Origin of the sequence: Deinococcus seoulensis, assembly GCF_014648115.1 — a bacterium.
GTDB classification, from domain to species: Bacteria; Deinococcota; Deinococci; order Deinococcales; family Deinococcaceae; genus Deinococcus; species Deinococcus seoulensis.
The window spans coordinates 23,666-32,049 of the sequence record NZ_BMQM01000040.1; the positions used below are offsets into that span (position 1 = coordinate 23,666).

Here is an 8,384-nt window from a genome sequence, read left to right on the forward strand (position 1 = left end):
ATTATGCTGAGGGCAGATTCAACCCCAGGAGGTTCCACCATGACCGCACCCGCCGTGTCCGTCCCCGCCGTGTCCCCCGCTCTGTCCATTCCCGACTTCGTCGCTCACTGGCAGGGGCACCGCGCCCTGACCCGCCGTGTCATCGAGGCCTTCCCCGAGGATCAGCTGTTGACGTTCAGCCTGGGCGGCATGCGGCCCTTCGGCGCGCAGGCCACCGAGATTCACCTCGTGGACGCCATGACCGTCACCGCCCTGCGGACCGGCGAGTGGCCCGAACCCGACTGGAGTGCCGGACCGACCGAGAAGACCAGCCTGCTGGCCGCCTGGGACGAGGTGAGCGCCGAACTGGAACAGCACGGCCCACACACCGACCCCGCCTTCTTCACGGGCATGCACGCGCTGCCGTGGGGCGAGATGCCCGGCTGGGTCGCCGCGATCTACGCCGTGGACAATGAAATCCATCACCGCGCCCAGGGGTACGTCTCCCTGCGCGCCCTCGGGATCGAACCGCCCGCCTTCTACGAGCGCTGAGCTGTGCCCCGCGCGCCCATTGCCTCGCTGCCCCCGGCGCAGCTGGCCGACCACTGGCTGGGCCACCGCGCCCTGACCCGCCGCGTCCTGACCGCCTTCCCGCCAGGGCAGCTGTTCACCTTCACGCCCGTGCCCCCACTGCGGCCCTTCGGGGAGATGCTGTGGGAGGTGGTCGGCCAGAGCGGCTATGTCCTGCGCGGCCTGCTGGACGGCGCGTGGGACACCCCCAGCTGGGACGAGCCGGGGCTGGACCCGGCGGCCCTGCTGGCCGCGCTGGACGAGAACACCGCCCGCCTCCGCGAGCTGAGGAACCTGCCGGAGACCCGGCTGGGCGAGACGCACGCGCTGCCGTGGGGCGAGATGCTACTGCTGAACGCCGCGCTGGGCTCGGTGGACAACGAGGTCCACCACCGCGCGCAGGGCATGACATACCTGCGCCTGCTGGGTCTCACCCCGCCGGACTTCTGGACCCGTACGCCCGGAGACGCATGACCCCCACTGCTCCCCCGACGCCCACGCCGCCCCCGGCCCGCCCCGCGCCGCAGCGGCCCGCCACCCGCATCCGCTGCCAGCTGCCGTGACCCCCACACCCCCGGAGTCCGCATGACGGACCTGACCCTGACGCTGGAGTCCTTCGCGCTGAACGCCCGCGTGAACGACTTCCTGCTGGACCGCCTGACCCCCGAGGACCTGACCCTCTCGGACGGGCGGGGCGGCATGACTGTCGCGCGGATGCTGTCGCACATGGGCGCGTCACGCGGCGGGTGGCTGCTGGAGATGGCGCCCGGGTTCGCGGCGTCCACGCTGGCCCTGACTGGTGGGGAGAACCCGTGGAGCTGGCACACCACCGACCCCGCCCTGCTGCGTGCCATGCTGCGTGCCGGGGACGAGGCCGCCCTTCAGGCCGTGCAGGCGTACGCGGCGAGCGGCACCCCGTTCGCCGACCCGCACGGTGTGGGCACCTTCCACACCCGTCCGGCGCTGTTCCTGACGTACATGACCGTGCACGACGCGGGGCACCGGGGGCAGATCGTGACCCTGCTGCGCCACGCCGGCGCCTCGCCAGAACGCCTGGACGACCTGGAGGACGCCTGGAACATCTGGCGCCGCCCCCTCTCACCGGAGACCCCATGACCGACCTGACCCTGCTGCTCGAAGCCTTCCGCCGCAACGCCCGCGTGAACGACACCCTGATCGCCGCCCTGACGCCCGGGGAGTTCGCCCTGACCGACGGGCGCGGCGGATGGACCGTCGAGCGGCACCTGCGGCACATGGCGACCTTCCGGGTGGGCTGGCTGTGGAACATGAGCCGCGACCACGCCATGCCGCTCCTGAACCCCGATGAACTGGACGCCGACGGCGACCCGCAGTGGCGCTGGGCAAACGCGCCCGCCACCAGCCTGCCCGAGGCCCTGGCGGCCGGGGACGCCGCCGCCATCAAAGCCGTGGAAGCACATCGCGCGTCGGGCGAGCCCTTCGCCGACCCCTGGAACGAGGGCACGTACCAGAGCGATCCGGCGCACTTCCTGATGCACACCATCGTGCACGACAGCCATCACCGTGGGCAGGTCATGAGCCTCCTGCGCCAGGGAGGCCGCACGCCCGAGCAGATGGACGCGCTGGACAGCCACTGGGCGATCTGGCGCGAGTAATACGGACTCCGATTGAATGGACTGCAAAGGCCATTCAATCCGAGCGGATGCGAGAAGGAGAGAAACGGGTTCCGGACGTGGAGTTGGCAACCCGGCGCCTTTCCGGGTGGAGGGCGAAATAAACGGAATCCGATAAGGAGCCGCGTCTGGCCGGAGCAGACGGAGGCCCCCTGCCTTTATCCGGAGGGGGCCTTCGCGCTGAATGCCTTGGGTGGGGCCGCTCAGGGTATCTGCTGCTGCAACTGCCGCTGCACGGCGTCCGTCTCTTCCAGGAAGGTCAGTTGTTGCAGGGCGGGCAGGCGGTCGACCAGCAGGGTCTGCACCTGCCGGTCCACGCCGAACACCATGCCCACCGCGAACACCACCAGCACCGCCCCGAACACCTGTTGCAGCCCTCCCAGTCGGCCCAGCAGCGCCGGGCGGTGCAGCAGGCGGCGGCCCCCCAGCATCACGGCCAGCATGGGAAGGGCCACGCCCACGGCGTACGCGAGGGTCGCGGCGAACGCGAAACCCGTCACCTGTCCGCTCAGGGCCAGGGTGGTCACGCTCGCCAGGATCGGGCCGACGCAGGGGGTCCATACGACGCCCAGCGTCACGCCGACCAGCACGCCGCCCAGGAAGCCATCCCGGTCGCCGGGGCGGCGCTGCGGCAGGGCGCGGCTCATGGCCAGCTCGAAGTGGTGTTGCAGCCACGGGACGGCCAGCGTCAGGCCGAAGCCCAGCAGCAGAAAGATAGCCACCCAGCGGATCACGTCCGGGCTGAGGTTCAGGGCGCTGACCACGCTCGCCAGGAACAGCGTGAGCAGCACGAACGACCCGATGAACCCGGCGATGATCCCGGCGGGCCGCGCGCGCCCCCCGACCGTGCCGGACAGTAGCACCGGCAGGACCGGCAGCACGCACGGGGACAGGACCGTCAGCAGTCCTCCGAGGAACGCGACGAGCAGCAGCAGCACGGCTTACTTCCGGGTGTTCGCGAGAATCTGGTCGAGTTTCCCGCCGGCCCACTTCTTCAGGGCCTTGCCGTCTTTGTCCACCAGCACGAAGGTGTGCTGGTACGTGATGCCGTACATCTTCTTCAGCGCGCCTTCTTTGTCGTAGTCGGTCTTGAAGATGGTCACGCCCGCGGGGATCTTCGCGAGGTTGCGGGTGATGTCGGCGTCGGCGGCGCGGCAGTTCGGGCACCACGACGCCGCGAAGAACAGGACGCGCTGCGTGCCCTGCGCGGCGTCGAAAGCCTGTTTGCTGTACGGCACGTAGCGTTCGCTGGCGGGCGCGGCCGTCCTGGTGGCGGCGGCCAGGGCGGACGTGTTCACGGCGGCGAGGGTGGCGATCAGGGCGGCGGACAGCAGGGTGCGGGTTCGGTTCATGGGTGGACCTCCAGTCAGGGTACGGGCGGGCGGCGCGGAAGGTTCAACGGGGCCGGATGGTCGGCAGGGCGGGGCCGTCGGCGGGGCCGGAGGATCAGCGGGGCCGGGGGGTCAGCGGGACTGACCGGCGGCGTTCAGGGTCAGGGTGGTGTGCAGGCCCGAGTCCAGCACGCGCAGCCCCTGCCCACCGTCGGCGACCGCGAAGGTCCCGTCGGGCAGGGTCGCCACGTCCATCGGGTGCTTCATGGGCACCTGCGACACCGGGCCGCCGGTCAGGGGCACGCGGGTCATCATGCCCGCGCGGTCGCTCAGGACGGCGGTGGTGTCGTTCACGCTGAACTTGTCCGGGTGGCCCGGCACCGCCCAGGTCCGCACGACCCGCCCGTCCGGCGTGACGCGCAGCAGGCGGCCGTTCACGTCCAGCACCAGCAGGTCGCCCCGGTACGCTTCGAGCGCCACGGGCATGCCGCCCAGGATCACGCGGCGCTGCACGCTCAGCGTGTCGGGGTTCAGGGCGCACAGTTCGCCGCTCAGGTGGTGCGTGACGAACAGTTGCCCGCCCAGCAGCAGCACGCCGTCCATCACGTCTGCCAGCGGCATGCCGTCCTCGTGGGCCAGCGTGACCTGCGCGCCGCCCAGCACGCCCACCTCGCCGCGCACGCCCTTGAAGTACACGCGCGCCCCGCCGGGACCGCTGACGGCACTCAGTCCGGCCACGCCGTCCGGCACGGCGTACGAGCGGCGCACCTGGAGCGGCTCGGTCTGCACTTCCAGCACGCGGTCGTTCGCGGCGTCCGCCAGGAACACCCGGTCTCCCAGGCGCACGCCCTCGGTGAACCAGGGTGTCTGGGTGCCGCCGGCCGTCAGGCTGGCCTGCACGCGGTCGCCGCGCAGCACGGTCAGCGTGCCGCCCTGGTCGTTACTGGCGACCAGCACGTCCCGGCCGGTACTGACGACCACCGCCGGGTCCGGCAGGACGCCCGCCACGCCACTGGACGGTGTCAGGAACGCCAGCGAGGCCAGCAGGCCCGTGACGGCGGCGGCACTCAGCGCGGCGGGCCACCAGCGGCGCGCAGGGCGGGCAGTCGGCCGGGCACTCGGCTGGGCAGGGACCGCCGGGTCCGCGAGCGGCGGCCGGGCCGCGCCCGCCTGCGCCAGGATCGCGGCCCGCAGTCCGGGCGGCGGGGTCACCTCGGGCACGTCTTCCAGCAGTGCCAGTTGCAGGTCACTCAGGAACGCCAGGTCCGCCTGGCAGTCCGGGCACGCCTGCAGGTGCGCCTGCTCGGCGGCACTCAGGGGCACGCCGAACTGCACGTGCCGTTCCAGGGTTTCCGTCAGGTCACCGCAGTTCATCAGTCCAGCCACGCTCCGCCCTCCTTGCCCAGTTGCGTTTTCAGGTACTTCAGGGCGTAACTCAGGCGGCTTTTCACCGTGCCGACCGGCACGCCCATCGCCAGCGCGATTTCCTCGCGGGATTCGGCGCGCAGGTATGCCCGCTCGACCGTCTCGCGGTGCGTGTCCGACAGGCCCGACAGCGCCGCGCGTACCTGTTCGCGCTGCGCCCGCTGCTCGCTGCGGCCCACCGGGCCGGGCCGCCCGTCCGCCAGGGGCCGTTCCTCGCCGTCCTCGGTGTGCAGCGGCACGGTGGCGCGCGCCGCCCGCAGCCGGTCCAGCGCCCGCGAGCGCGCCATGACCAGCAGGTACGCCCGCAGGCCTGCCCGCGCCGGATCGAACGCCTCGGGCCGGTCCCACAGGCGCAGGAACACGTCCTGCGTGACCTCCTGCGCCGTGCTCTGGTCCAGCAGGCGACTCAGCACGCCCAGCACCGCGCCGGCGTGCCGGTCGTACGCCTCGGCCAGCGCCGTCTCGTCGCGCCGGGCCAGCCGGGCGGCCAGCCGCGCGTCGTCCCCGGCGTCCGGGCCGGACGGCACGGGCCGCGCGTCCGCCTCTGCCTGTGGCGGAGCGGACCGTGCGGGGCGGGAGCGGGAGTCGGCCATGACCAGGGTCATACCTACCATACGGGCTGCGCCGCCGCCGGGTTCAATCCCGCCGTCTGCCGCGCCGCACAGAACCAGTCGCCACACACGCAACAGAACAGCCCCCCTCGCAGCGGAGGGGGGCCGGAACGGAACGGGCTTACGCCGGGGGCAGTTTCGCCAGTTCCGGCGTGGTCTGCGGCGCGCCGTTCACGCGGGCCACCGCGTCACGCACCACGTCACCCGTGATGAGTTCCTGCGACAGCAGCGCCTCGGCGACCTCGTGCATGGCGGCGCTGTACTCGGTGATGATCTCGCGCGAACGGTCGAACGCGCGGGTCAGGATGCGCTTGACGTCCTCGTCGACCAGCTGGCTGGTGTGCTCGCTGAACGCCTTGGGTTTGGCCATGTCCTCGCCCAGGAAGACGGGGCCGCTGTCGGTGGTGAGGGCCATGTTCTTGAAGTTCTCGCCCATGCCCCACTCCAGCACCATCTTGCGGGCGATGTTCGTCGCCTTGCGGAAGTCGTCGGCGGCGCCACTGGTCACGCTGCCCATGAAGACTTCCTCGGCGGCGCGGCCGCCCAGCGCCACGATCAGCTGGTTCTCTAGGCGTTCCTTGCTCATGAGCACCTGCTCTTCGGGCAGGTAGAACGCGGCGCCCAGCGCGCGGCCACGCGGGATGATGCTGACCTTCTGGAGCTTGTCGCTGCCGGGGATCACGGCGGCCGTGACGGCGTGCCCGGCCTCGTGGAAGGCGATGGCGCGCTTCTCGGATTCGCTGATGGTCAGGCTGCCGTTCTCGAGGCCCAGGGTGATCTTGTCGAGCGCGCGGTAGAAGTCGCTCATGTCGATCACGGTCTTGCCGATGCGGGCCGCTTCGAGCGCTGCCTCGTTCGTGACGTTCTTCAGGTCCGCGCCGCTGAAGTACGGGGTGCTCTTGGCGACCTCGTTCACGTCCACGCCGCTGCCGATGGGCTTGTTACGCAGGTGGACTTTCAGGATCGCCTCGCGTTCCTTGAGGTTCGGCAGGTCGATGGTCACCTGACGGTCGAAACGGCCGGGGCGCAGCAGCGCGGGGTCCAGCACGTCCGGGCGGTTGGTGGCGCCCAGCACGATCACGCTGCTGGACTTGTCGAAGCCGTCCATCTCCGAGAGGATCTGGTTGAGGGTCTGCTCGCGCTCGTCGTGCCCGCCGCCGATGCCCGCGCCGCGCTTACGCCCGATGGAGTCGATCTCGTCGATGAACATGATCGCGGGCGCGCTCTTGCGGGCGTCCTCGAACAGGGTGCGTACGCGGCTGGCGCCGACGCCCACGAACATCTCCATGAACTCGCTGGCACTGACCGAGAAGAACGGCACGTCGGCCTCACCGGCGATGGCGCGGGCCAGCAGGGTCTTACCGGTACCGGGAGGGCCGACCAGCAGCACGCCCTTGGGGATCTCCGCGCCGATCTGGTGGTACTTGCCGGGGTTCTTCAGGAAGTCCACGACCTCGATCAGTTCCTTCTTGGCTTCCTCGTGACCGGCCACGTCCGTGAACTTGGTCTGCACGCGGTTTTCCTTGCCGTACTTCTTGGCCTTGCTCTGTCCGAACTGCATGACTCCGTTCTGGCCGCCCTGGGCGCGCATGAAGAAGAAGTACATCATGGCGAACAGCAGGATGATCGGCAGGAAGTTCAGCAGAATCCCGAGCCACTGGCTGGGCTGCTCGAAGCGCAGGTCCACGTTCCGCTGCTGCAGTTCCGGGATCAGGCCGCCGTCGGGCGTGGCGACGCTGCTGGGCAGGCGCACCGTGAAGGCGTTGGTGGTCGTGGTGCGCGGTTGCTGACCGGCCGGGGTGGGCAGTGGAATCCGGGTGGATTCCTTGAGGGTGACGGTGGCGGTGTTCTCACGCACGATCACCTGGGCGACCTTGTCCTGCTCCAGCAGGGTTTTGAATTCGTTGTAGTTCACGCTGGTTCTGCCGTTTATGGGTGCCTGCGAGAACATCAGGAACAGGGCCAGTACGAACAGAACGATCAGCCAGGGATTGAGCCGTTTCAAGAACAGTCCTCCGGGGGAGTGAATGGGGCGTTCGGGGCACCCTCGGCCCCACTGAAGTTGAGTGTACCAGACTCAAGGTGTATGAAATTGTCCCGATTTCACACGGTTCCTCACCTGCGCTTTAGCCTTCGGCAACCTTCACCCGCCCTGCCCGCCCACCGCGCCGCCACGCCATCCCCAGCGCCAGCAGACCCAGCGGCACGCCCACCCACACTGCCACCCCCAGCGCCACCGGCAGGAAATTCAGGGCAATCCCGGGCCACTGACCGCGCCCCTCGAAGCGCAGGTCCACGTTCTGCGCCTCCAGTTGCGCAGCCAGCGCCCCGCCCGGCATCACCTCGCTGTCCGGCAGGCGCACCCGCACCTGCTGACCGCCGCGCAGCCAGGCCTGAACGTTCCCCCCGTCCCGCATGACCACCCGCTCGATCCGCCCGTCCGCCACCAGTTGCTGAAACGCCGCCCCGCTGACACTGCTGCCCGCACCACCCAGCGCCCGCCAGCCCAGCAGGCCCAGTCCCGCGAACCACACCAGCGCCAGCACACTGGCCAGCACCGCCCACCCGTTCCCCCGTCTGCCCGCCCGTCCGCTGCTTGTCATGGCACTCACCTCATCACGCCCACGCCCGCACAGGGGCAACTCACGTCGGGTCAGGGCAAAGTTGCTGCAGAAGGCGGTCGCGGTACAGATCATCCCAACCAGCACGTTTGCGGTTCTTGTTGATCGCACCCACCGACCCCTCCTGCCGCATCAGATTTAAGGCCCACCGTCTGAGTACCGCCAGATTCTCAGCGCCGTGATCTGCCACCGTCA

The 8,384-nt window shown here is 70.2% G+C and carries 10 protein-coding genes; 4 read left to right on the plus strand and 6 right to left on the minus strand.

All coding sequences use genetic code 11. The features are described from left to right. Positions 1 to 39: 39 nt before the first annotated feature. From IEY70_RS18635 to IEY70_RS18650, 4 genes are all read left to right on the plus strand, one after another. Positions 40 to 531 (plus strand): DinB family protein, encoded by a 492-nt coding sequence (locus IEY70_RS18635; protein WP_229778079.1) that lies wholly within the window; start codon positions 40 to 42, stop codon positions 529 to 531. 3 nt (positions 532 to 534) lie between these two features. Then, positions 535 to 1,023: a DinB family protein gene (locus IEY70_RS18640; protein ID WP_229778080.1), complete on the plus strand. Its 489-nt coding sequence runs from the start codon at positions 535 to 537 to the stop codon at positions 1,021 to 1,023. Between the two features lie 111 nt (positions 1,024 to 1,134). After that, complete coding sequence (locus tag IEY70_RS18645; RefSeq protein ID WP_189066526.1) at positions 1,135 to 1,665, plus strand: DinB family protein; 531 nt, start codon at positions 1,135 to 1,137, stop codon at positions 1,663 to 1,665. Beyond that, complete coding sequence (locus IEY70_RS18650) at positions 1,662 to 2,183, plus strand: DinB family protein (RefSeq protein WP_189066527.1); 522 nt, start codon at positions 1,662 to 1,664, stop codon at positions 2,181 to 2,183. The genes IEY70_RS18645 and IEY70_RS18650 overlap by 4 nt, the downstream gene beginning before the upstream one ends. A 221-nt stretch (positions 2,184 to 2,404) precedes the next feature. On the opposite strand, the gene IEY70_RS18655 is transcribed toward IEY70_RS18650, so the two are convergent. From IEY70_RS18655 to IEY70_RS18680, 6 genes are all read right to left on the minus strand, one after another. After that, on the minus strand, positions 2,405 to 3,139 hold the full coding sequence (locus IEY70_RS18655) for a cytochrome c biogenesis CcdA family protein (RefSeq protein WP_189066528.1): 735 nt from the start codon (positions 3,137 to 3,139) through the stop codon (positions 2,405 to 2,407). Between the two features lie 3 nt (positions 3,140 to 3,142). After that, entirely contained in the window at positions 3,143 to 3,553 is a 411-nt protein-coding gene (locus IEY70_RS18660) for a peroxiredoxin family protein (RefSeq protein WP_189066529.1), read from the minus strand. 111 nt (positions 3,554 to 3,664) lie between these two features. Next, positions 3,665 to 4,918 carry an NHL repeat-containing protein gene (locus tag IEY70_RS18665; RefSeq protein WP_189066530.1) on the minus strand — a complete coding sequence of 418 codons (1,254 nt, stop codon included), beginning with the start codon at positions 4,916 to 4,918 and terminating at the stop codon, positions 3,665 to 3,667. Continuing rightward, positions 4,906 to 5,562: an RNA polymerase sigma factor gene (locus tag IEY70_RS18670; protein WP_189066531.1), complete on the minus strand. Its 657-nt coding sequence runs from the start codon at positions 5,560 to 5,562 to the stop codon at positions 4,906 to 4,908. Before IEY70_RS18670 ends, IEY70_RS18665 begins: the two co-directional genes overlap by 13 nt. A 127-nt stretch (positions 5,563 to 5,689) precedes the next feature. Beyond that, a complete protein-coding gene (gene ftsH / locus IEY70_RS18675; RefSeq protein WP_189066532.1) occupies positions 5,690 to 7,573 on the minus strand; it encodes an ATP-dependent zinc metalloprotease FtsH in 1,884 nt (627 codons plus the stop codon). A 121-nt stretch (positions 7,574 to 7,694) separates the two neighbouring features. Next, positions 7,695 to 8,171 carry a hypothetical protein gene (locus IEY70_RS18680; protein WP_189066533.1) on the minus strand — a complete coding sequence of 159 codons (477 nt, stop codon included), beginning with the start codon at positions 8,169 to 8,171 and terminating at the stop codon, positions 7,695 to 7,697. Between the last annotated feature and the right edge of the window lie 213 nt (positions 8,172 to 8,384).